Annotated in this window: 20 protein-coding genes; 12 read left to right on the plus strand and 8 right to left on the minus strand. The window is 72.8% G+C overall.

Going from position 1 to position 21,706, the window contains the following annotated elements; all coding sequences use genetic code 11:
- The first annotated feature begins 135 nt into the window (after positions 1 to 135).
- The 3 genes from E8D37_RS16970 to E8D37_RS16980 all read left to right on the plus strand — a co-directional run bounded on the left by E8D37_RS16970 (position 136) and on the right by E8D37_RS16980 (position 3,990).
- Positions 136 to 477 (plus strand): response regulator, encoded by a 342-nt coding sequence (locus E8D37_RS16970; RefSeq protein ID WP_136571019.1) that lies wholly within the window; start codon positions 136 to 138, stop codon positions 475 to 477.
- A gap of 43 nt (positions 478 to 520) precedes the next feature.
- On the plus strand, positions 521 to 2,179 hold the full coding sequence (locus E8D37_RS16975) for a HAMP domain-containing sensor histidine kinase (protein ID WP_136571020.1): 1,659 nt from the start codon (positions 521 to 523) through the stop codon (positions 2,177 to 2,179).
- 161 nt (positions 2,180 to 2,340) lie between these two features.
- Positions 2,341 to 3,990: a methyl-accepting chemotaxis protein gene (locus E8D37_RS16980; protein ID WP_240770521.1), complete on the plus strand. Its 1,650-nt coding sequence runs from the start codon at positions 2,341 to 2,343 to the stop codon at positions 3,988 to 3,990.
- A 72-nt stretch (positions 3,991 to 4,062) separates the two neighbouring features.
- Here the strand turns inward: E8D37_RS16980 and E8D37_RS16985 are convergent, their stop codons facing one another.
- Genes E8D37_RS16985 through E8D37_RS17015 form a run of 7 tightly spaced genes read right to left on the minus strand, consistent with a single transcriptional unit; the run spans position 4,063 to position 10,033 of the window.
- Positions 4,063 to 5,313 (minus strand): DUF3500 domain-containing protein, encoded by a 1,251-nt coding sequence (locus E8D37_RS16985; protein ID WP_136571021.1) that lies wholly within the window; start codon positions 5,311 to 5,313, stop codon positions 4,063 to 4,065.
- A gap of 44 nt (positions 5,314 to 5,357) precedes the next feature.
- Positions 5,358 to 5,741 (minus strand): RidA family protein, encoded by a 384-nt coding sequence (locus tag E8D37_RS16990; RefSeq protein ID WP_136571022.1) that lies wholly within the window; start codon positions 5,739 to 5,741, stop codon positions 5,358 to 5,360.
- On the minus strand, positions 5,741 to 6,604 hold the full coding sequence (locus E8D37_RS16995; protein ID WP_136571023.1) for a fumarylacetoacetate hydrolase family protein: 864 nt from the start codon (positions 6,602 to 6,604) through the stop codon (positions 5,741 to 5,743). Before E8D37_RS16995 ends, E8D37_RS16990 begins: the two co-directional genes overlap by 1 nt.
- Positions 6,601 to 7,134, minus strand: coding sequence for a nuclear transport factor 2 family protein (locus E8D37_RS17000; RefSeq protein WP_136571024.1), 534 nt, complete (start codon positions 7,132 to 7,134; stop codon positions 6,601 to 6,603). The genes E8D37_RS16995 and E8D37_RS17000 overlap by 4 nt, the downstream gene beginning before the upstream one ends.
- Positions 7,134 to 7,916 carry an SDR family oxidoreductase gene (locus tag E8D37_RS17005; RefSeq protein WP_136571025.1) on the minus strand — a complete coding sequence of 261 codons (783 nt, stop codon included), beginning with the start codon at positions 7,914 to 7,916 and terminating at the stop codon, positions 7,134 to 7,136. The genes E8D37_RS17000 and E8D37_RS17005 overlap by 1 nt, the downstream gene beginning before the upstream one ends.
- Positions 7,917 to 7,928: 12 nt before the next feature.
- The gene (locus tag E8D37_RS17010) at positions 7,929 to 9,218 is read right to left on the minus strand and encodes an FAD-dependent monooxygenase (protein ID WP_136571026.1); all 1,290 of its coding nucleotides are present in this window, start codon (positions 9,216 to 9,218) and stop codon (positions 7,929 to 7,931) included.
- A 50-nt stretch (positions 9,219 to 9,268) separates the two neighbouring features.
- Complete coding sequence (locus E8D37_RS17015; RefSeq protein WP_136571027.1) at positions 9,269 to 10,033, minus strand: dienelactone hydrolase family protein; 765 nt, start codon at positions 10,031 to 10,033, stop codon at positions 9,269 to 9,271.
- 364 nt (positions 10,034 to 10,397) lie between these two features.
- Between E8D37_RS17015 and E8D37_RS17020 the strand changes: the two genes are divergently transcribed.
- The 5 genes from E8D37_RS17020 (at position 10,398) to E8D37_RS17040 (ending at position 16,933) form a co-directional block, all read left to right on the plus strand.
- Complete coding sequence (locus tag E8D37_RS17020; protein ID WP_136571028.1) at positions 10,398 to 11,423, plus strand: ABC transporter permease; 1,026 nt, start codon at positions 10,398 to 10,400, stop codon at positions 11,421 to 11,423.
- A gap of 145 nt (positions 11,424 to 11,568) precedes the next feature.
- Complete coding sequence (locus E8D37_RS17025) at positions 11,569 to 12,732, plus strand: substrate-binding domain-containing protein (protein ID WP_136571029.1); 1,164 nt, start codon at positions 11,569 to 11,571, stop codon at positions 12,730 to 12,732.
- Positions 12,729 to 14,324 carry a sugar ABC transporter ATP-binding protein gene (locus tag E8D37_RS17030; RefSeq protein WP_136571030.1) on the plus strand — a complete coding sequence of 532 codons (1,596 nt, stop codon included), beginning with the start codon at positions 12,729 to 12,731 and terminating at the stop codon, positions 14,322 to 14,324. The genes E8D37_RS17025 and E8D37_RS17030 overlap by 4 nt, the downstream gene beginning before the upstream one ends.
- Positions 14,325 to 14,455: 131 nt before the next feature.
- Positions 14,456 to 15,505, plus strand: coding sequence for an amidohydrolase family protein (locus E8D37_RS17035; RefSeq protein WP_136571031.1), 1,050 nt, complete (start codon positions 14,456 to 14,458; stop codon positions 15,503 to 15,505).
- 126 nt (positions 15,506 to 15,631) lie between these two features.
- The gene (locus tag E8D37_RS17040) at positions 15,632 to 16,933 is read left to right on the plus strand and encodes a DUF3500 domain-containing protein (protein WP_136571032.1); all 1,302 of its coding nucleotides are present in this window, start codon (positions 15,632 to 15,634) and stop codon (positions 16,931 to 16,933) included.
- Here the strand turns inward: E8D37_RS17040 and E8D37_RS17045 are convergent, their stop codons facing one another.
- Positions 16,934 to 17,626, minus strand: coding sequence for a GntR family transcriptional regulator (locus tag E8D37_RS17045; protein ID WP_136571033.1), 693 nt, complete (start codon positions 17,624 to 17,626; stop codon positions 16,934 to 16,936).
- Positions 17,627 to 17,833: 207 nt separating this feature from the next.
- Between E8D37_RS17045 and E8D37_RS17050 the strand changes: the two genes are divergently transcribed.
- The 4 genes from E8D37_RS17050 to E8D37_RS17065 are packed head-to-tail and all read left to right on the plus strand — an operon-like array spanning position 17,834 to position 21,554.
- On the plus strand, positions 17,834 to 19,276 hold the full coding sequence (locus tag E8D37_RS17050) for a fumarylacetoacetate hydrolase family protein (protein ID WP_136571034.1): 1,443 nt from the start codon (positions 17,834 to 17,836) through the stop codon (positions 19,274 to 19,276).
- The gene (locus E8D37_RS17055) at positions 19,273 to 19,953 is read left to right on the plus strand and encodes a GntR family transcriptional regulator (RefSeq protein ID WP_136571035.1); all 681 of its coding nucleotides are present in this window, start codon (positions 19,273 to 19,275) and stop codon (positions 19,951 to 19,953) included. The genes E8D37_RS17050 and E8D37_RS17055 overlap by 4 nt, the downstream gene beginning before the upstream one ends.
- A gap of 3 nt (positions 19,954 to 19,956) precedes the next feature.
- Positions 19,957 to 20,742: a 2-oxo-hept-4-ene-1,7-dioate hydratase gene (gene hpaH / locus E8D37_RS17060; RefSeq protein WP_136571036.1), complete on the plus strand. Its 786-nt coding sequence runs from the start codon at positions 19,957 to 19,959 to the stop codon at positions 20,740 to 20,742.
- A complete protein-coding gene (locus E8D37_RS17065; RefSeq protein WP_240770522.1) occupies positions 20,727 to 21,554 on the plus strand; it encodes an aldolase/citrate lyase family protein in 828 nt (275 codons plus the stop codon). Before hpaH ends, E8D37_RS17065 begins: the two co-directional genes overlap by 16 nt.
- Positions 21,555 to 21,706 lie beyond the last annotated feature (152 nt).

Raw genomic sequence — 21,706 nt, forward strand, 5'->3', positions numbered from 1 at the left:
CGTGTCCGTGAAGGACGCGTGCAAGGTCGCTCTCCCGTGGCGCCTCACGGCGTGGGAGGTGCCACCCTGGCACCATCCCCTCCTGTCGACCGCCCCGTGGCGGTGGGCCGGTCCCGTCTGCCGAAGGAACCACCGATGTCCTCGCCGTCCGTCCTCGTCGTCGACGACGACGCCGACTTCCGCGCCATGGTCCGGCTGCGGCTGGAGGACGTCGGCGTGCGGGTTCACGAGGCGAGCACCGGGGACGCGGCCCTCATGGCGATCACGACGGGCTCGGTGCCGGACCTGGTGATCGCCGACCTCCGGCTGCCGGGCATCGACGGGCGCGAGGTGCGCGACCACCTGGCCTACAGCCGGCCCGAGGTGCCCGTGCACGTCTGGTCGGCCCTGCCGCGGACCGGCGCGGACGTCTCCGTCAAGGACCTCGCCGTGCTCTCCGACCTCCTGCGTCGGCACTGCGGCATCAAGACGTCCTGACCCCGCCATGGCCCTCGGGCCGTGGATGCGGGACCCTGGTGGGGTGACGGGTACCGCAGGCACGCCGACCGGCGGCGCGAGCGCCGAGCCGGTGGGGCCGCTGGCCCGTCCCGCCATCGTGCTCTCCCTGACCACGGCGTTCCTGGGCCTCGTCGTCCTGCTGGGGTGGGCGCTGGGGCTCGACGCCCTCACCCACGTCCTCCCCTCCCTGGTGGCGATGCAGCCCGCCACGGCCACCGACTTCGTGCTCCTCGGGCTCGGCACCGCGGTCTTCAAGACGAAGCTGCCCACCCCGCGCGCTGCCGCGGCCGTCGCGCTCGTCGCCGTCGGCCTCGTCGTGGTGATCGCGGGGACCGCGTTCGTCTGCGAGCTGGAGCAGGTGGACTACCCGTTCACGTTCCTGGGTGACATGGCGCAGAACGGCGGCCGGATGTCCGGCATCACCGCCGTCGCGCACCTGACGCTGGCCGGGTCGCTGGCCCTGCTCGTGGGCGGGCGCCGGGCCTTCGCGCACGGAGCCGCCATCGCGGGCGTCGCCATCGGGCTGATGGGCCTCTCCGGCTACGCGTTCGGCCGCTCGGACCTCTACAGCGTGGGCTACTTCCAGACGCTGGCCCTGCACACGGCCGCCGGCATCCTGCTCCAGGGCCTGGCGCTGGTCCTCGCGACGGGTGACGTCGGGTTCATCCGGCTCGCGCGCTCCAGGACGACGGGCGGCCGACTCGCCCGGACGCTGCTGCCCGTGATCCTGCTGGTCCCGCTGGCGACGGGCTGGGTGGGCGTCTGGGCCATGCGGCAGGGGGCCGGGCCGGGCTTCGTCGTCGCGTGCATCGTCACGTTCGTCTCGCTCGCGAGCGGAGCGCTCGTCTGGGGTGCCGGCGCGTGGCTGCGGGACTCCGACGTCCGCCGGGCCGAGGCCGAGCACGCCCGGGCGGCCGCCGAGGCCGCGACGACCGAGGCCGAGGAGGCGCGTCTGGCCGCCGCGGAGGCGCTGGACCAGCTCTCGGCGCTCACCGAGGAGCTGCGCATCGCCAACCGCGACCTGCGCGACTTCACCTCCGCCGCGGTGCACGACCTGCGGGGGCCGCTCAGCGCGATCAGGATCGGGATGCAGATGCTCGAGGTCGCCTCCAGCGAGGAGTCGCGGGCCCGGGTGGAGGAGCGCGTCCGGGCGGCCACCGACCGGGGCATGGCGCTGGTCGACGACCTGCTCGACCTCCAGGAGGTCGGCGCCGTCGACCCGGAGCCGACCCGGATCGACCTGGCCGAGTCCGTGCGGGCCCTGGCCGACGCGGCCTCGGTCACCACCGGCCGCGCCGTGAACCTCGACGTCAACGGCCCCGCCGTGGTCGACGCGGACGACCACCTGATCGACCGGCTCCTCACCAACCTCGTCGAGAACGCGGTGAAGTACACCCCGGGCGACGGGCCGGTCGACCTCGCCCTGCACGGAGAGATGACCGGCACCGGCATGGTGGAGCTCCGGCTCGCGGACCGCGGCGTCCCGATCCCCGAGGAGGAGCGAGAGCTCGTCTTCGAGATCTTCCGGCGCGGCACCGACGGCGCGCGGGTCGCCTCCGGCACCGGCGTGGGGCTGGCCATCTGCCGGCGCATCGTCGAGCGCCACGGTGGCCAGATCGACATCCGCGACGAGGACGGCTGGTCCAAGAGCTTCCGGTTCACCCTCCCCGCCCACGTCTGAGCAGGTCCTGAGCCCTTCCCGGTGAGGCCCCGCGGGTGGTGGGCGCGGCCCGGACTCCTCAGGTGGGCGCCGCGGATGCCGAGCAACACCTCGGCGGAGCTCCTGCTCCGTGCCGCCAGCGCCCGTGTGCGCCCGACCTCCGAGGTGATCCGTTGACGTCCGTGCCCGTCTCCCTCCCCCTGTCCTCCCGCGCGGACGCGGGCAGCCGGGGCCGTTCCGCCTTCGCCGGCCTCGCCGACCTCGGTCTGCGGACGAAGCTGCTCGCCGTCGTCGTCACCCTGGCCGTCGTGGCCGTGGGCGTCGGCGTGCTCGGCATGGTCAACCTGAGCACGGCCGCCGCCACCACGCAGACCATGTACGAGGAGAACGTCCAGGCGGGCATCCTCACCGCCAAGGCGATCACGGACGTCGAGGAGATCGGCATCGCGCTGCGCGAGTCCGCGCTCCAGCCCGACCGGGCCAGCACGCAGGAGAGCCTCGACTCCATCAAGACCCTCTACGCCTCCTACCAGGAGAACGCCGCGTCGCTCGCGGCCCTCGGCCTCGGCGCCGAGGTCACGGGCCAGCTCGACACGGTGACGAGCGAGCTCGAGGCCGGCCTGGCCTACAACGACGAGGTGCTGGCGCCGCTGGCGCTGGCCAACCAGTACGAGGACTGGCTGATCGCGGCGCAGCCCGACCAGAACCCGCACTTCGGCAATGCGGTCCAGGGCCTCCAGCAGCTCACCGAGATCGTCGCCACCGACGCCGCCACCGCCGCGGACGACGCGGACGCGACCACGGCCTCCATGCGGAACCTCACGATCATCGTCCTGCTGCTGGGCATCGGCGTGGCCCTGGCCATCACCACCCTCGTCCTGCGCCGGGTGCTCTCCGACGTGGCCTCGGTCCGGCGGGTCGCCGACGCCCTGGCGGGCGGTGACCTCACCGCCACCTCGGGCCTGTCCACCCGCGACGAGATCGGCAGCATGGCGGCCGCCCTCGACGACGCCTCGGAGAAGCTGCGCTCCCTCATGACGACGGTCTCGGAGTCCTCCGGCGCCCTCGCCGTCTCCTCCGAGGAGCTCTCCGCCTCGTCCACGCAGATCGCCGCCGGCGCCGAGGAGACCGCGGTCCAGGCCAACGTCGTGAGCCAGGCCGCCGACGACATCTCCCGCAACGTCTCCACCGTGGCCTCCGGCGCGGAGGAGATGGGCGCCTCGATCCGCGAGATCGCCGCCTCGGCCACCGACGCCTCCCGCGTCGCCGCCAACGCCGTCCAGATGGTCGAGAGCACCAACGCCACCATCTCCAAGCTGGGCGTCTCCAGCCAGGAGATCGGCGAGGTCATCCAGACGATCTCCTCGATCGCCGAGCAGACCAACCTGCTGGCCCTCAACGCCACCATCGAGGCCGCCCGTGCCGGCGAGGCCGGCAAGGGCTTCGCCGTCGTCGCGAACGAGGTCAAGGAGCTCGCGCAGGAGACCGCCCGGGCCACCGAGGACATCATCGGCCGCGTCCAGGCCATCCAGGCCGACACCGGCGGCGCCGTCGCCGCCATCGGCGAGATCTCCGACATCATCGGCTCGATCAACGAGTACCAGATGACGATCGCCTCGGCGGTCGAGGAGCAGTCGGCCACCACCGAGGAGATGCTGCGCAACGTCGCGCAGGCCTCGGCCGGCTCCTCGCAGATCGCCGAGAACATCAGCGGCGTCTCGCAGGCGGCCCACGGCACCACCGAGGCGCTCTCGCAGAGCCGCACCGCGGTCGACGAGGTCGCCCGCATGGCCGAGGAGCTGCGCGGCGCGGTCGGGAGCTTCAGGGTCTGACGCCCGCGGGCGGCAGATCACCCGGTCAGGACGCCGCGGAGCAGACATGTCTGCTCCGCGGCGTCCTGCGTGTCACTGCCCGCGGGCGAGCGTGACGGGGTTGGGCTTCACCGCGTAGGGCTCCGGGGCGTACCAGGAGTCGGTGACGAGCGGGGAGTCCTCCGTCGGACGGTTGGAGACCAGCCGCCGCTGCAGGTGGGCCCCGCCGTGGTCGTGCCGGGCGTAGTGGTCGACCAGCAGGTCGCCGCCCAGGTCGTTGGCGAGGTCGCGCCACACGGTGTGCACGTGCTGGCCCGCCGCCACGGCGTTGTCGGCCTCGAGCAGCAGGTGCTCGGTGGAGACGCGGTAGTAGTGCGCGGTGTCCGGGGCGAGCCCGCCGGCCCAGGCGAAGACCAGCTTCGAGGGGTCGCCCGCGAGGACGTCGCGCCGGTACTGCGCGGTGAGCTCGTCCGGCCCGGTCTCGACGTAGCGCAGCAGCAGCTCGCGGGCGGCCGTGAGCTGGTCGCCGGTCATGTCCGAGCCCCGCAGGCCCGAGGGCGCGGCCTGGACGAAGGCCAGCTTGCGACGGTCCTCGTCGGAGATGATGTAGCCGGGGATGCCGAGGTCGACGTTGTCCGACCACTCCTCCGCACCGACGCGCGGCACCTGCCGGGTCACGAAGTCGGCCGGGGCCACGTCGTGCACGTGGGCGGCCGCGCGAGCGTCCTCGCTGAGGGAGCCGAGCAGGTCGAAGGCCATCCGCCCGTTGAGGCCCAGGGGGTCCAGGACGCCGGCCGGGATCGGCATGGCGCCCATCGCGAACGGGGTGATGGTGAGGAAGCGCTGGGCGACCACCGTGAAGCTGAGCGAGAGGTGGTGGCCGGCGATGCGCCAGCCCCAGGTGTCCTCGAACGCGGGGCGGCCGAAGAAGCTGAGCCAGTAGCCGTCGGGGTCGCGGAAGTCGCCGGCCAGCACGCCGAAGCGTCGCTCGACGACCTCCATCTCCCGCAGCAGGTTCTCGGTGGCCATCACCGAGAGCACCTGGCTGTAGCCGCGCATGGAGAGGCCCGTCTTGATCAGCGTCTGGGCCAGGGTGCGCTGGTGGCCGACGAGCTTGGACAGCGGCACCCCGGCGCGGTCGGGCTTGGGGATGAAGTCCCAGTCGACGCGGCGCGGGTCCTCCATGTCGGGGCTGATCGCCTGGGCCCGCAGCGCGGGGTCCAGGGAGTCGAGCAGCGCCCAGGTGGCGAAGAGCATCTGCCGGATGGTCTGCGGCGCCTGGTAGGTCAGGCCCCCGGACGTCGCCGGGGCGGTGGTCTCGGGGCGGGTGTCGGTGGCGGTCATGCGGGTCCTCGCTTCGGTGGGCGGACGTCGGGAGGGGAGCGGGCTCAGCCCGGCAGCACCGCGAGCAGGTCGCAGAAGACCAGCGTCGGGCTGCCGGTGGCGGCCGGCAGGACCATGCGGGCCGGCCGGTCGTCGGGGTCGGGGAACATCGCCGTCCACTCCTCGTTGAGCGCGACCCGGTCGGTCGGGTCGGCGAGGTGGACGGTCATCCGCAACAGGTCCTCCGGGCCGCCGCCGGCGGCCTCGAGGACCGCCCGGACGTGGCCGAACACGTGGTGCACCTGCGTGGCCAGGTCGGGCGGCATCTCGTGGGTCCCCGGGTCGCGGCCGGTGATCATCCCGGTCGCGAGGACCCGGTCGATCACCGCCGCGACGGGGATGGGGTTGGCGTGCGAGAACCCCGGGAGGGACAGGCTGCGGCGGGGCATCAGGACGCGCTGTCCGGCTGCTGGGCGACCACGCGGTTCTCGATGACCCCCAGGCCCTCGATCTCGGCGCGGACGACGTCCCCGACCTTGAGGAAGTTGCCGGTGGGGGCGCCGATGCCGGCCGGCGTGCCGGTCGCCAGGACGTCACCGGGCATGAGCGTGAAGACCTGGGTCAGGTACTCGATCTGCTCGTAGATGTCGTAGATCATGTCGTCGGTGCGCCAGTCCTGGCGGATCTCGCCGTTGACCGTGAGCTGCATCTGCAGGTCCAGCGGGTCGGCGACCTCGTCGTCGGTGGTCAGCCACGGGCCCATGGGGCCGTGGGTGTCGAACGACTTGCCCAGGGTGAACGTGGGCGAGCGCTTGGCCAGCCAGTCGCGCACCGAGACGTCGTTGGTGACGACGTAGCCGGCGATGACGGAGCGGGCGTCGGCGGCCTTGACGTCCTTGCACCGCTGGCCGATGACGACCCCGAGCTCGATCTCGTAGTCGAGCTCGTCGGAGAGGTCCGGCTTCACGATGTTCTCGTGCGGGCCGACGATGCAGCTGACCTGCTTGTTGAACCACATCTGCGAGGTCGGCACCGGGATGCCGGCGGCGCGCGCCTCCTCGGCGTGCGCGGCGTAGTTCATGCCGATGCCGAGGTACTTCTGCGGGGAGTCGATCGGCGCCTCGAGGACGACCTCGTCGAGCGCGTAGCGGGCGCCGACGCAGGCCTGGGCCTCGGGCAGCAGGCCGTCGAGCACGGGCAGGACAGCGCGCAGCGACGTCCCGAGGACGCTGGTGACGTCGACGACCTCGTCGCCCTCGACGCGGCCGAGGCGGCTGGGGCCGTCGGGGAGGTGGAAACGGGCGATCTTCATGAGGCGTCCTCGGTGGTGTCGGTGCTGCTGTCGGTCGGGGTGCTGTCGGGCTCGTCGCCGCGCTCGGCGGCCATCGAGGCGAGCTCGGACTCGGTGGGCGGCCAGATGTGCTCGCCGTCCGGGGTCATCTGGAAGCTGAGGAAGCGCCAGCGGCCGTCCTCGCAGCGGCGCAGCACCTGGATGGCGGGGCCGGCGACGATCCGCTCGGTGCCGTCGGGGCTGGAGAGCCGGTTGACGATCCGGCCGGTCACGATCGCCACGTCGCCGACGAGCCGCACCAGGAGGGGGCCGCGGGTCATGTCGAGGTAGGCCTGCCGGGTGGCGACGTGCTCCATGAGCTGCGCCTTGTCGTGGGTGAGTCCGGGAGCGTGGACGTGCACGAGGCTCTCGTCGTAGAGGTCGTCCAGGGTCTCGAGGTCGACCTCGAGCAGCGCCTTGCGCCGGGCGGCCTCGACGGCCAGGACCTCGGCGCGCACGGCCTCGTCGGCCACCACGACGGGGCCGGGTGAGGTGGAGGTGGGGGTGGGCATCAGATCAGTCCTTCGTAGGAGCCGCCGTCGAGCTGGAGGTTCTGGCCGGAGACGTAGCCCGCCTGCGCCGAGCACAGGTAGGCGCAGGCGTCCCCGAACTCCTCGGGGGTGCCGAGGCGACCGGCGGCGATGGTGGAGGCGATGCGGCGGCGGGCCTCGGCGTGGTCGACGCCCTCGGCCGCCATCCGGCGCTGGATCATGAACTCCTGGCGGGGGGAGTCGATCCGCTCGGGCAGCAGGTTGTTGACGGTGACGTTGTCGATCGCGACCGCCTTGCTCACCGACTTGGCGATGGCGGTGAGCGCCGCGCGGGCCGACGTGGACAGGCCCATGTCGGCGGCCGGGCTCTTCACCATCGCGGAGGTGATGTTGACGATCCGGCCGAACCGCCGCTCGCGCATCCCGGGCACGTAGGCTCGGATGAGCTCGACGGCGGGCACGAGCGTGGCGTCCACCGCCCCGCGCAGGGCCTCGGCGTCCCAGTCCTCCAGCGCGCCGGGCCGCGGCCCCGCGTTGTTGGTGACCAGGACGTCGGCCGCCGGCACCGCCTCGAGGATGGCCGCGCGCCCGGCGTCCGTGACGAGGTCGGCGGCCACGTGGGCCACCACCGCGCCCGGCAGCTCGGCGCGCAGCCGCGCCGCGGCGTCCGCGAGCTTCTTCTCGTCGCGACCGTTGAGCCAGACGTGCGCCCCCTCCCGGGCCAGCGAGCGCGCGCAGGCGAGCCCGAGGCCCTGGGAGGAGGCCGCGACGAAGGCGGTGCGGCCGGTGAGACCGAGGTCCATGCGGGGCGGGCCTCAGCGGGTGGCGGCGGCGTACTCGGTGCGGAAGCCGGTGGTGTCGCCGGCCTCGTAGCCGGGGCGCGGCTGGCCCACGAGGGAGTGGTACTTGCTGAAGATGGCGTCCGCCTCCTCCATCGGCAGCACCTCCTCGATGTCGCTGAAGGGCTTGCCCTCGGTGCGGTCCTCGACCATCCGGCGGATGACCTCGTAGCCCTCGCCGCGGTGGGCCATGACGATGCCGTTGACGACGTTGATGCGGGCCGACTCGAAGGCCTTGAGCGCGGCGTCGACGTCGTCGGTGGCGGCCAGCGCGGAGGCCAGCGCGCCACCGTCGACGATGGCCTGGCAGGCGCCGTTGCCGCCGCGCGGGTACATGGCGTGCGCGGCGTCGCCGATGAGCACGACGCGGCCGTCGATCCAGGTCTCCAGCGGGTCGTGCCGGATGAGCGGGAAGAGGTAGACCTCGCGGGCGTTGCGCATCATCTCCTGGACGTCCAGGAACGGGAGGTCGCAGTCGTCGTAGTAGCCGAGGATCTCCTCGACGGTGCCGCGCTGGTTCCAGTCCTCGACCGTCTCGTCGCGGACGGCCTCGACGACCCAGTTGACCAGCACCTTGCCGGTGCCCTCGAAGTTCTCCGCGATCGGGTAGACGATCATCGAGGAGCTCTGCGGGGCGCCGATGTGCAGGATCGTGCCGCCGGAGGCGAAGGGCTCCATGAGGGTGGTGCCGCGCCACATGGTGATGCCGGAGTAGACCGGGTCGGACGACTCGGGGTGCATCTGGGTGCGGATCGCGGACTTGATGCCGTCGGCGGCGATGACGAGGTCGGCGGTCACCTGGGAGGTGGTGCCCTCGCGGTCGACCATGTCGAGCGTGACGCGGCCGTCGGGGGTGTTCGTGTACCCGGTGCAGCGCAGGCCGTTGACCACGGTGTCCTCGCCCATCCGCTCCAGCACGGTGCGGTAGAAGAGCATCTGCAGGTAGCCGCGGTGCACGAAGCGCTGCTCGTGCAGGTAGCCCATGTGGACGCCGCACAGCTCGGCGTAGATCTCCTGGCCGTACTTGTTGTAGAAGATCGACTCCTTGGCGTCGACCGACATGGTGCGGAACTCCTCGAGCAGGCCGAGCTCCTCGATCTCCTTGGAGCCGTAGACCTTGACGTCGATGCCGACGCCCAGCGGCTGGAGCTCGGGGACGGTCTCGTAGATGGTCGGGGAGTAGCCCTGCTGGTGCAGGCGCAGCGCGGCGGCCAGGCCGGCCGGGCCGGCGCCGATGATCGCGATGTCGAGGCTGGTGTCGGTCATGGGAGTCCTCGGTTCTTGTCCGTGGTGCGGGTGGGTGGTGCGGGTCGGGGTCAGGCGTCGAGCTCGGCCAGGAGCTGGGTGAGCGCGGCCCAGGAGCGCTCGGTGGCGCGGGCGGAGTAGGCGGTGACGCCGGGGTGCGGGTGTGCCGCGGCCCGGGGGCTGGTGAAGGCGTGGACCGTGTCGCTGTAGACGTGCAGCTGCCAGTCGAGGCCGGCGTCCTCGAGGGAGCCGGTGAGGGCCTCGCGCTGGGCGGCGGTGGCCATCGGGTCCTCCTCGCCGGTGCAGAGCAGGACGCTGGCGCTGCCGTGCGCCGACCAGTCGTCGGCGAGCAGGTCCAGACCGCCGTGCACGCTCACGACGCCGTCCGCGTCGCCGCCGGTTCGCAGGTACTCCAGCGCGCCGGAGCCGCCGAAGCAGAAGCCCAGCAGGCAGACGGGGCGCCCGGCGGTCTCCGGCTGCTCGTCGAGCTGGGCGCGGGCGGCGCGGACGCGGGCGAGCCACGTCTCCCGGTCGCCGGCCAGGCCGCCGATCATCGGGCCGAACTCCTCGGGGCTCGTGGGCTCGGCCCGCTCGCCCCAGACGTCCGCCACGAGGACGGGGTGGCCGAGGGCGGTCAGGCGGTCGGCGACAGCCAGCATGTCCTCGCCGGCCCCGTAGGCGTCCGGGAGGACGAGGACGGCGGTGGCCCCCTCGGGCGTGGAGGCGGGCTCGACCACGTGGCCGCGCATGAGCGCGCCGTCCACCGTGTACTCGAGGTCGCGGCGGGTGCTCCCGGGGTGGGAGACCTCGCGGCTGAGCAGGTCGTTCGTGGCCATGTCGTCCTCTCGTGCGAAGGCGTGCCGGCGACCGCGGAGGGCGGTGCTCGGCGCTTCCTGCCCCGCGTGGCGGGGCCTTCCGGACGTCCGTGCACGGGTGACCGCGGTCACCCGGAGACGGACGCAGAGGGACCCTAGGCCAGATCGTGTACGATCTCAAGCACGATTTGACAGGCTCGAATCTGGGACTTGCATCACAGGAAATCGCATATATGGTTTCGTACACGATCGTCCCGAGTGAGCGCCGTCACGCTCCTCGCCGGCCCTGGGCTGACCGCCCGGGACCCACCCGGAACAGCCCCGGGCGCCCGACGCCCGACCCGCACGCACGCCACTCCCGCTCTCGCGAAGAGGAGCCCCACGCATGTCCGAGCAGTCCTCCGCCACGGCCGTCGCGCCGCCGGGCAAGCCCGACCCGGCCCCCGCCCCCGCCCGGTCCCCGCACAGCGGCGCCGGCTGGTTCGCCGCGCGCTTCGCCGTCATCGGTGTCTGGCTGCTGCTGGCCGTCCTCTACGGCGTCCTGCGGCCCGAGACCTTCCTGACCGCCGGCTCCTTCAAGGTGGTCTTCGGCTCCCAGCAGGCGCTGGTGTTCCTCACCGCCGCCCTGCTCTGCACGATCGTCGTGGGCGAGTTCGTCGACATGTCTGTCGCCTCGAACTTCGGCCTCGCCGCCGTGCTCGTCACCGTCCTCAACGTCCAGCACGAGTGGGGCGTCTGGTCCGCCGCGCTCGCCGCCGTCGTCGCCTCGACCGCCGTGGGGTTCGTCAACGGCTGGCTGGTGGTGAAGATGGGGGTCAACACCATCGTCGTCACCCTGGGCATGGGGACGTTCCTGCTCGGCGTCTCGCTCTGGCTCACCGACCTCATGCCGGTGAGCGGGCTCCCGTCCGACTTCAAGATGATCGCCCTGCAGCAGGTGGCGGGCCTCCCGATCAGCTTCTTCTACGGCCTGGCCCTCATGCTCGGCTTCGCCTACGTCCTCCAGGTCACCCCGCTCGGCCGCAACCTGCGCTTCGTGGGGGAGAACCGCGAGGTCGCCCGCCTGGCCGGCGTCCGCGTCACCCGCGTGCGCTGGGGCGCCTTCACCACCGCGGGCCTCATCGCCGGCCTCGGCGGCGTCATCTCCGCCGCGGCCACCGGCGGCTTCGACCCCAACTCCTCCCAGGCCTACCTGCTGCCGATCTTCGCGGCGACGTTCCTGGGCACCGCGATCCTCCAGCCCGGTCGGTTCAACCCCATGGGCACCTGGATCGCCGTCTACTTCCTCGCCACCGGCGTGCTGGGTCTCCAGCTGCTGGGCGCGACCTCCTGGGTCTCGAGCGTCTTCTACGGCGGCGTCCTCGTGCTCGCCGTGACCCTCTCGACCCGCCTGCACCAGCGGGCCCGCTGACGCCCTCGGAACGTCCGGTCCCGTCGCTCCACCCGGCACCACGCACCACCGGCTCCACCCAGCACGTCTCAGCACGACCCAGCACCACCCGTCACCGCGCGTCCCTCGTGACGCACAGCTGAAGCACCCAGAAAGGGCCCTTCCGATGACCCACCTCGCCAGGCCGAAGAAGTCCGGCCTCGCCCGCGCCGCCGTGGCGGCCGTCGCGCTCACCACGCTCAGCCTCTCGCTCGTCGCCTGCGGCAGCGACTCCGGCGCCGACGACTCCTCCAGCGCCTCCGACGACTCCACGATGTCGGCCGAGCTCGAGGCCCTGACCAAGCCGGTCGACTCCTACGACCTGCCCTCGGAGAGCCTCGACGCCTCCTCCCTGGCCGGCGAGACGATCTACTACATCCCGATCACCTCGCAGTCGCCGCAGTTCGCCGTCACCCAGGCCGCGCTGAAGAACGCGCTGGACGCCGTCGACATCTCGCTCCAGGTCTGCGACGGCAAGGCCACGCCGACCGACGTGAGCGCCTGCGTCACCCAGGCCACCGAGGCGAAGGCGGGCGCGATCATCACCGACGCGATCCCCTACGCGCTGGCCGCCAACGCCTTCGACGACGCGCAGGCCGCGGGCATCCCGATCGTCAACACCAACCAGCTCGCGAGCGACGACTACCCGGCCTCCGACACCCTCGCCTACATCGAGGCCAGCGGCTCGGCCATGCAGGAGGCGCTGGCCGAGTGGGTCATCGCGGACTCCGACGGCTCCGGCCAGGTCCTCATCAACCAGGGCACCGACGGCCCCGCGCCGGCGGTCTTCGTCGCCGCCGGCCAGAAGGTCTACGACGACTCCTGCGACGGCTGCAAGGTGACCGTCAACGAGGTGTCCTCGGCGAACTTCTCGCTCATCACGCCCTCCACGAGCGCCGCGCTGGTCAAGGACCCCTCGATCACCTACGTGGTCTCCCAGTTCGAGCAGTACCTCCAGCCCACCGAGGCCGGCGTCCAGCAGACGTCGCGCACCGACATCAAGGGCCTCACCGGCTCGGTCCAGCTCAGCGGCCTCAAGGCGCTGGCGAGCGGCGACTTCCTCTACGCGGCCGCCGGCCAGGCCTCGGCCTTCTCCGGCTGGGCCGACGCGGACGTCGCGATGCGGCTCATGCTCGGGATGGACGTGCCGACCTACACGATCCCGGTCCGCCTGTTCACGCGGGACACGATCGACGACGTGACCCTCACCGACGCCGCCGAGGCCTCGGGCGAGTGGTACGGCCCGACCACCTTCCCCGAGGACTTCGAGAAGCTCTGGGGCGTGAAGTGACCTCGTCGGCCGACGCCACCCCCGCCGGCCGCGGTGCCCAGGCACCGCGGCTGGCGGTGGAGGACCTGTCCATCACCTTCGGGCGCACCCAGGTGCTGCACGACGTCGCCTTCGACGTCCGCCCCGGGGAGATCCACGCGCTCGTGGGCCAGAACGGCTCCGGCAAGTCGACGGTGGCCAAGATCCTCACGGGCCTCTACAGCCCGGACGCCGGCAGCCGGGTGAGCGTGGACGGCCACGCCCTCTCGCTGCCGGTCCGCCCGGACGAGGCCCGCTCCCGCGGGGTCGCCGTCGTGCACCAGAGCCTCGGCCTGGTCAAGGACGCGACCGTGCTGGAGAACGCGCGCGTCGGTCGACTCACCGGCTCGAGGTTCCTGCGGCGCATCGACTGGAAGGCCGAGGCGGCGGCGACGGAGGCGGTCTTCGAGCGCCTCGGCCGCCGCATCCCGCTCGACGTCCCGGTCGGCAGCCTGCGCGAGGACGAGCGGGCGACCGTCGCGATCGCCCGGGCGCTGCAGGACATCTCGCCCGGCACCGGGCTCATCATCTTCGACGAGTCCACCCGCTCGCTGGGCCGCGATGCCCTCGAGCAGTTCTTCGCCATGCTGGACGGCGTGGTCGCGACCGGCACGGCCGCGCTGCTCATCACCCACCGCCTCGAGGAGGTCGTGGACGCGGCCGACCGCGTGACGGTGCTGCGTGACGGCCGCGCGGTCGTCGCCGGCCGCGAGGTCGCCGGCCTCGACAAGCCGGGGCTGGCCTCCCTCATGCTCGGCCGCAACGCGGCCGACCTGGAGGAGCGCGAGCCGGCCCACGTCCGCACCGAGGAGAAGCCCGTCGAGGTGCGCCGGCTCACCGGCCTGCGCGTCCGTGACGTCTCCTTCGACGTCCGGCCCGGGGAGGTCCTCGGCCTCACCGGCCTCGGCGGCTCCGGCTACGACGACGTGCCCTACCTGCTCACCGGCGTGAGCGCCGCGACGGAGGGCACGGTCTCGCTGCCGCGCGGGCCGGTGCGGGTCAAGAAGCTCTCCCCGGCCAAGGCGGTCGACGCCGGCATGGCGCTCGTCCCCGAGGGCCGCGAGCACGCGGGCCTCGCGGTCGCCATGACCGTGGCGGAGAACATCGCGTTCCCGCAGACGGCGCCGCGCGCCGGCGTCCTGCCGCTGGCGGCGCACGCCGAGCGCACGCGCGCCGAGGAGTGGATCGAGAAGCTGGACGTCCGTCCGCCGCTGCCGCACGCGGTCGTCGGCAACCTCTCCGGCGGCAACCAGCAGAAGGTGCTCCTGGCGAAGTGGCTGGCCACCGACCCGGACCTGCTGGTCCTGCACGAGCCCACCCAGGCCGTGGACGTCGGCGCCCGGCAGATCATCGTCGCCGCCGTCCGGGCGGCCGCCGCCGAGGGCCGGGCCGTCGTGGTCGCGGGCTCGGACGAGAACGAGATCGCGCTGCTGTGCGACCGCGTGCTCGTCTTCTCCGACGGCGTCGTCCGCGAGGAGCTGACCGGCGAGATCATGCCTCAGGACGTCGTCTCCGCGATCTACACCGACGCCCCCCGCAGCCGCCTGCGCGAGCGCAGCGCCGCGGCGGGCTAGGCCCACCGGCCGCCTCCACCCGCAGCTCCACCCGCCGTCACCACCAGTCGTCACCACCTCCCCGACGCCGCGACGACGCGAGCGCCAGCACCCAGGCTCGAGAACGAGCGAAGAGAGAAGGAACCACCGTCATGACCGTGGTCGACATCAACATCCACCACCTGCCCGAGGACCTCTTCAGCAACCCCAAGATTCTCAACGGCTTCCTCGACAGCGCCCCACGCGGGTTCGGCGAGATCGCCCGCGTCGAGGAGATCGCGGACGGCCGCCAGCAGCTCATCCTCGAGAAGCCCGCCGGCTACCAGAACCTCAACTACGTCGACGGCGACTACTCCGCCGAGGCCAAGCTCGCCGCCATGGACGACGCCGGCGTCGACTACGGCATCATGCGCGTGCCCGTGTGGCAGGAGTGGCTGGGCCTCGACACCTGCCGCGAGGTCAACGACAACGCCTCCGAGATCGTCAAGCGCTCGAACGGTCGGCTCTTCTCCACCGCGTGCGTCCCGCCGTGGGGCGGCAAGGAGAACATCTACGAGCTCGAGCGCTGCGTCGGCGAGCTCGGCGCCGTCGGCGTCCAGCTCGCCTGCCACTACGGCCAGCTCTACCTCGACGACCCGGTGTTCGAGCCCTACCTCAAGGTGATCGAGAAGCTCGACATCCCCGTGATCGTCCACCACACCCCGCTGCCGGTGGAGTGGAAGTCGGTCATCGACTACCAGAACCTGCGCCGCGAGTACGGCCGCATCGTCGACCAGGCCACGGCCGTCGGCCGCGAGCTCTTCAGCGGCATGTTCGACAAGATGCCCGGCCTGCGGTTCGTGCACACGATGTTCGGCGGCAACTGGTTCGCCAACACCGCGCTGCTGACCCCGCACCAGTCGAACAAGAAGGAGGCGATCAACCGCCTCGACCCGACCGGCGGCGACAAGATCGCGCAGTACCTCGAGAACAACCTCTACTTCGACATGACCCACCCCCACTCGTGGGGCAAGGACCAGGTCGAGTGCGCGATCAAGGTCAACGGCGCCGACCACTACATGTTCGGCTCCTCGTTCCCGGTCTTCTACGGCTGGATGAGCCAGGGCGTGGACTTCCTCAAGAACACCATCGAGGTCACGGACGCCGAGCGCGAGGCGATCCTCTCCGGCAACGCCGCGCGGCTGTTCAACCTGCCCATCTGAGGCTGCTCCCGCGAGGGCCCCGCGGCGTCGGCCACCGGCCGGCGCCGCGGTCCCGCCGCACCTGATCCACGCGTGCCTGATCCACACGCACCTGACAGACCTGCACCAGACCGAGAGGAGGACCCGATGGGGTCCGCACCCGAGGAGGACATCGACGGCTTCTTCACCACGGCCCGCACCGCGGGCCGGGCGGAGGCCGTCGAGCTGCCGGAGGGCAGCTACCTCACCTTCCTGCACGACCTGGACGACCCGATGCTCGCCGACGTGCGGGGCATGTCCTACGAGGAGTTCACGGCCGACCGGTACCAGGCGCCGTTCCTGCGGGAGCTGCTGGAGTACTGGGACGGGCTGTACGCCGAGCCGTTCGTCGGCCTCACCAGCGACGGGACCGTCCTCGAGGGCGTCTACCCGCTGCCGGCCGAGCCGGTCGCCGACGCCACGCAGGCCAAGGCGGCCGAGGCGCTGCTCGACGTCCTCTCCCCGGAGGAGGCGGAGCGGCTGCGGTACCCCTTCGACGCCCCGGACTGGCGCGGGTGGAGCAACCCCGAGTTCGTCTTCCACCGCAACGGCCTGCGCCTGGAGGACCTCGACACCGAGAAGCAGGACGCCGCGATGGCGCTCGTGCAGGCCTCCCTCTCGCCCGCGGGCTACGCGCGGGTCGTGGAGGCGATGGACCTCAACGGCTACCTCGGCGAGCTCGTCGACCTGCCGACGATCATGAACAACCGCAGCTACTGGTTCTCGCTCTTCGGCGACCCGGACCCGCTGCGCCCCTGGGGCTGGCAGCTCTTCGGCCACCACGTCGCGCTCAACTTCGTCTCCGTCGGCGGCCGGCACGTCATCGCGCCGGTCTTCCTGGGCGCCGAGCCCGCGCTCACCGAGGGGCAGCGGCCGCCGCTGTTCGAGACCCGCGAGGAGACCGCCCTGCGGCTCGTGGCGTCGCTGACGCCCGCGCAGCGCGAGCAGGCCGTCGTCTTCGACTCGGTGCTCGACGAGGCGATGCCCGAGGGACGCATCCACCCCGCGGACGAGCGGCACGTGGCCGGCGCGTTCCGCGACAACCGGGTCGTCCCCTACGAGGGCGTCCGGGTCGCCGACCTGGACGCCGAGCAGCAGGCCCTGGTGCGCGCGGTCGTGGAGGACTTCCTGCTCCTCCTGGTCGACGACCAGCGGGCGCTCACGATGGCCGACTACGACGCCCAGCTCGGCGAGACCTGGTTCTCCTGGTACGGCGGCACGGACGGCAGCAAGCCCTTCTACCTGCGCGTGCAGAGCCCGGTCGTCATCGCCGAGCTCGACCACCACGCGGGCGTGTGGCTCTCCAACCGCCTCCCGGCGCGCTTCCACGTCCACACCACCCTGCGCCACCCGAACGCGGGCGACTACGGGACGGCCCTGGCCCGCGCCTGGGCCGAGCAGACGGACTGATCAGCCGTGGTCGACGTCGAGCCCCGCACCGGCGGGCACAGCAGCACCGGGGGAGGCGCCCTCGGCACGGGCGACCGCCTCCACGGTGTTGATCTCGTGCTGCCGGGCGGCGGCCTCGACGGCGGCCGGGTCGGCGCCCGCCTCGATCAGCTCGAGGATGCTGTCGTGCTCGGCGACGGCCGCCTGGGCGCGTCCGGGGGCGTACCAGAAGGCCGAGCGACGGATGACCTCGAGCCGGGCCCACTCGTTGCGGACCATGCCGAGCAGCCGCTCGTCGCCGCAGCGCGAGGCCAGGAGCAGGTGGAAGTCGCGGTTGAGCCGGCCGAAGCGGGCCGGGTCGAAGGCGGCGAGCGCCTCGTTCATCTCGCGGTTGAGCCCGCGCGCCTCGGCGAGCTGCTCGGGCGAGAGGTGCGGGGCGGAGAGCGCCGTGGCCCAGCCGCCGATGCGGGCCAGCAGGTTGAGGCCGCGGGCCCAGGCGTCGGTGTCGAAGGTGCGGACGAGGGCGCCCACGTTCGGCACGATCTCGACCCAGCCCTCGGCCTCGAGCCGTCGCAGGGACTCGCGCCACGGCACCGAGGAGATGCCGTGAGCCCGCACCAGCTGGTCGATGACCAGGCGGTGCCCGGGGGAGTAGGTGCCGTCCATGATCCCCGCCTTGAGGATCTCGAAGCACTGCTCGGCCTTGCTGGCCACGAGGTCGGCCTCCCCTCCGGGGGCTCGGCCCCTGCTCGTCGTCCGCGCGGACCTGCGGCCCGCGACCGGCGCGAGGGGCGGAGAGCGTCGGCGCTCGCACTCTAGCGGCCGTCCGTGCCGCCGCCGCGCACAACCGGCGCACAACTTCTCCGGACACCAGACACGATTTCGTATACGATGCACGACCATGGAAGGCGGAGCACCCCGATGACCCCCCCGACTCAGGCCGACGAGGCCACCACCGTCCTCGTCGACGCGGCCTGGCCGCGGCCCGGCAAGATCCTCGCCGTCCACGCCTCCTACGCCTCGAAGGCGGCCGAGACCGGCCGCCACCCGGCGCAGCCCTCCTACTTCCTCAAGCCCGGCAGCTCGCTGGGCCTGTCCGGCGGCAGCGTCGAGCGCCCGGCCGGCACCGAGCACCTGCGTGCCGAGGGCGAGATCGCCCTCGTCATCGGCACCACCGCCCGGCACGTCTCCCTCGAGGACGCGTGGTCGCACGTCGGCTGGGTGACCGCCGCCAACGACCTGGGCCTCGCCGACCTGCGCGTCGCCGACGGCGGCTCGCTCGTCCGCTCCAAGGGACGCGACGGGTTCACCCCGCTCGGGCCGGTGCTGCTGCCGGCCGACTCCCTGGCCGGCGCGGTGCTGCGCGTGCGCACCTGGGTCAACGGCGAGCTCCGCCAGGCCGACACCACCGACGGGCTGGTGTTCACGCTGTCGCGGCTGGTCGCCGACCTCTCCCAGCACCTCACCCTGGAGCCCGGCGACGTCGTGCTCACCGGCACCCCGGCGGGCTCGTGCGTGGTGCACCCCGGCGACCTGGTGGAGGTCGAGGTGGACGCCCCCGACGCGGTCGGCACCCCGACGTCCGGACGCCTCACCACGCGCGTCGAGGCGGGCAGCGTCCCCTTCGACCCCGCGCTGGGTGCCCTGCCGGTCGCGCCGCCCGCGCCCGTGCTGACCCCCGCGCTGCGCGAGAAGCTCGAGCAGGCCCCGGTGGCCGGGCTCTCCGCGCAGCTGCGGAAGAAGGGCCTGGACAACGTGACGGTGGACGGCGTGCGACCGCTCGTCGCCGGGCGCCGGTTCGTCGGGACCGCCCGGACCCTGCGCTTCGTGCCCGGCCGCGAGGACCTCTTCAAGGCCCACGGCGGCGGCTACAACCCGCAGAAGCGCACCTTCGACTCGGTCGCCGAGGGTGAGGTCATCGTCATCGAGGCCCGCGGCGAGACCGGCTCGGCCACCCTCGGCGACGTCCTCGCGCTGCGTGCCCACGCCCGCGGCGCGGCCGCGATCGTCACCGACGGCGGCGTCCGCGACGCCGTGGCCGTCGGCGAGGTGGGCATCCCCGTCTTCACCGTCGGGGCCCACCCGGCCGTCCTCGGCCGCAAGCACGTCGCGTGGGACGCCGACCTCACCATCGCCTGCGGCGGCACCACCGTGCAGCCCGGAGACATCCTCGTCGGCGACGACGACGGCGTCATCGTCATCCCGCCCGCGCTGGCCGAGGAGGTCGTCGACGCGGCCCTCGCCCAGGAGGACGAGGACGCGTGGATCGCCGAGCAGGTGCGGGCCGGCCACCCGGTCCGCGGGCTGTTCCCGATGAACGCCGCCTGGCGGGCGCGCTACGAGGCCGAGCGGGCCGCGCGATGAGCACCCCCGCCCCCGGCGTCTCCTCCGCCGCGGCACTGAGCAAGTCGCAGCAGGCGTACGAGTGGATCCGCGCGCAGATCGTCGCGGGCTCGTTCGGCGCCGGCTACCGGCTCGTCCTGACCGACCTCGCCGACCAGCTCTCCATGAGCGTCGTGCCGATCCGCGAGGCGATCCGCCAGCTCACCGCCGAGGGTCTCGTCACCTTCGAGCGCAACGTCGGCGCGCGCGTGGCCAGGGTGGACGCCGAGCAGTACCGGTGGGCCATGCAGGTGATCAGCGTCGTGGAGAGCGCGGCCACCGCCCTCGCCTCGCGCCACCTCACGCCGGACGACCTGCGCACCGCGCGGGAGATCAACGAGCGGCTGCGGGCCGGCGTCGGCGACGCCGCGCCCCGGGCGCTCAGCGAGCTCAACCAGGAGTTCCACCGGACCCTCTACGGGCCCTGTCCCAACCCGCGGATGCTCGAGCTGGTCCAGCGGGAGTGGGAGCGCCTCGGCGCCATGCGGCACTCGATCTTCACCGCCGTCCCCGGCCGCGCCGCCATCTCCGTCGCGGAGCACGACCGCCTGCTCGACCTCATCGAGGCCGAGGCGCCTCTCGAGGAGGTCGAGGAGGCCGTCCGCAGCCACCGCGTCAACGCCCTGACCGCCTTCCTGACCTCCACCCGAGGAGCGTGAGCCGTGCTGCCCACCGAGACCCTCTCCGCGCTCGCCGCCGAGCTGGCCGAGGCCGACCGCACCCGCACCACCGTCCCCCGCATCACCGCGCGCCACCCCGAGGCGACCGTCGAGGACTCCTACGCGATCCAGGGGGTCTGGCGCGACCAGAACCTCGCCTCGGGGCGCCGGCTGGTCGGCCGCAAGATCGGGCTGACCTCGCGGGCCATGCAGGCCGCGACCGGCATCACCGAGCCCGACTACGGCGTCATCTTCGACGACACCGTGTGGGAGAACGGCTCGACGATCCCGTTCGACCGGTTCTCCAACGTCCGGATCGAGGTCGAGCTGGCGTTCCTGCTGGCCGAGCCGCTCAAGGGCCCGCACTGCACGCTGTTCGACGTCCTGCGCGCCACCGAGTACGTCGTCCCCGCCCTCGAGGTGCTCAACAGCCACATCGAGATGCAGGGGCGCACCATCGTCGACACCATCGCCGACAACGCGGCCTACGGCGGGCTCGTGCTCGGCGGCAACCCCGTGAAGGTGGAGGACGTCGACCTGCGCTGGGTCTCCGCACTGCTCTACAAGAACGAGACCATCGAGGAGACCGGCGTGGCCGCCGGCGTCCTCAACCACCCGGCCAGCGGTGTCGCCTGGCTGGCCAACAAGCTGCACCAGCACGACACCCACCTCGACGCGGGCGAGATCATCCTCGCCGGCTCCTTCACCCGGCCGATGTGGGTGGAGCGCGGCGACTCGGTGCTCTGCGACTACGGGCCGATGGGGACGATCTCGTGCCGGTTCCTCTGAGCCTCGCGGGCGCCACGCCCGTCCAGCAGACCATGCGGGCCGCCCTGGCCGGCACCGAGCGCGCGCTCGCCGGCATGTGGGTGTGCAGCGGCGACCCCGTCGTGGCCGAGGTGTGCGCCGGCGGCGGCCTCGACTGGCTGCTCATCGACATGGAGCACGCGCCGAACGGGCTGGAGTCGGTGCTCGCGCAGCTCCAGGCGGTCTCGGCCTACCCGGTCGTGCCGGTGGTGCGCGTGCCCACCGGCGACACCGTGCTCATCAAGCAGGTGCTCGACCTGGGCGCGCGGACGATCCTCGTGCCGATGGTCGACTCCGCCGAGCAGGCCGCCGAGGTCGTGGCCGCGGCGCACTACCCGCCCCGTGGACGCCGCGGCGTCGGCTCGGCCCTCGCCCGCTCGGCCCGGTGGAACCGCATCCCCGACTACCTCGGTGACGGCGCCGACCACGTCTCGGTGCTCGTGCAGGTGGAGACCGCCGCCGCGGTCGAGGCCGCGGGGGAGATCGCCGCGGTCGACGGTGTCGACGGGGTCTTCGTCGGCCCCTCCGACCTCGCCGCCTCGATGGGGCTGCTGGGGCAGCAGTCGCACCCCGACGTGGTCGCCGCCGTCCAGCGGGCCTTCGACGCCGTCCGCGCCGCCGGCACCCCCGTGGGCGTCAACGCCTTCGACCCGGCCGTCGCCGACGCCTACCTCGAGGCCGGAGCACGCTTCGTGCTCGTCGGGGCGGACGTCGTCCTGCTCGCCCGGGGGAGCGAGGCCCTCGCCGCCCGCTTCGTCGACCCCTCCGCCGACGAGGTGCGGGTGTCGTACTGAGCTCGTCTCCGGCTGCGGCTGTCCGCTGTCCGCTGACCGCTGTCCGCTTGGCTGCTCGGCTGCTCGGCTGCTCGGCCGGCCGGCAGTGGGACGTCATACGAAGCGGTGCGTCTGCGGGCCGGGGTGTATGACGTCCGGGGGGCAGCCGTGGG

Origin of the sequence: Nocardioides sp. GY 10127 (assembly GCF_004919085.1) — a bacterium.
Classification (GTDB): domain Bacteria; phylum Actinomycetota; class Actinomycetes; order Propionibacteriales; family Nocardioidaceae; genus Nocardioides.